This is a genomic window from Bartonella sp. CL71SXKL (assembly GCF_042194935.1).
Lineage (GTDB): Bacteria > Pseudomonadota > Alphaproteobacteria > Rhizobiales > Rhizobiaceae > Bartonella.
In genome coordinates, this window is the sequence record NZ_JBHINI010000131.1 from 1 (window position 1) to 621 (window position 621).

Here is a 621-nt window from a genome sequence, read left to right on the forward strand (position 1 = left end):
ATCATCGTCATAATACCCTTCAAAATCAGCATAATACTCATGACGATAATAATCATCTTCGCTACCAAACTCAGGATATGCATCATCACAGATATCTTCATTAGCTGTTAAAGAGGCATTGCTATGAATATATGAAGAACCAGAGATAAGAGCATCACAAATAACGGCATCATCAAAAACACGTGATTCATCACAAATGTAAGCAGAGCCACTTATTTTTGCATTGCCTCCGACATGGGCATCATCACAAATGACAGCATTATCGGAAATATGAGCATGATCAGTGACACGGGCGTTATCATAAATTTGTGCATTGCCTTCAATTACAACGGCGTTGTTAGCATGCGCATTACCAGACAGCTTTGCATTGTCCTTTAATGTCATACCTTCAAAAATAGCATTCCCATAAATTTGAGCATTACCATAGACATCAACAAAAAAGCTTTTTACTTTAGCATTTCCAAAGACGCGTGCATTTTGAAAGACCCGAGCTTTATTATAAACCCAGCAATTGCCCTCATGAGATAAGTTGCTTTCATTTTCAATATACCCCCCTAAATCGCCTTTTTTGACATCATCAAAATCTCTTAAGGCTCTAATTCGAGTTAAGAAATGACCATC

1 protein-coding gene is annotated in these 621 nt (G+C 37.4%); it reads right to left on the minus strand.

What is annotated here, in order from left to right; translation table 11 throughout:
• A partial coding sequence (locus tag ACFILA_RS09895) for a hypothetical protein (RefSeq protein ID WP_375661167.1) occupies positions 1 to 621 on the minus strand: 621 nt, incomplete at both ends.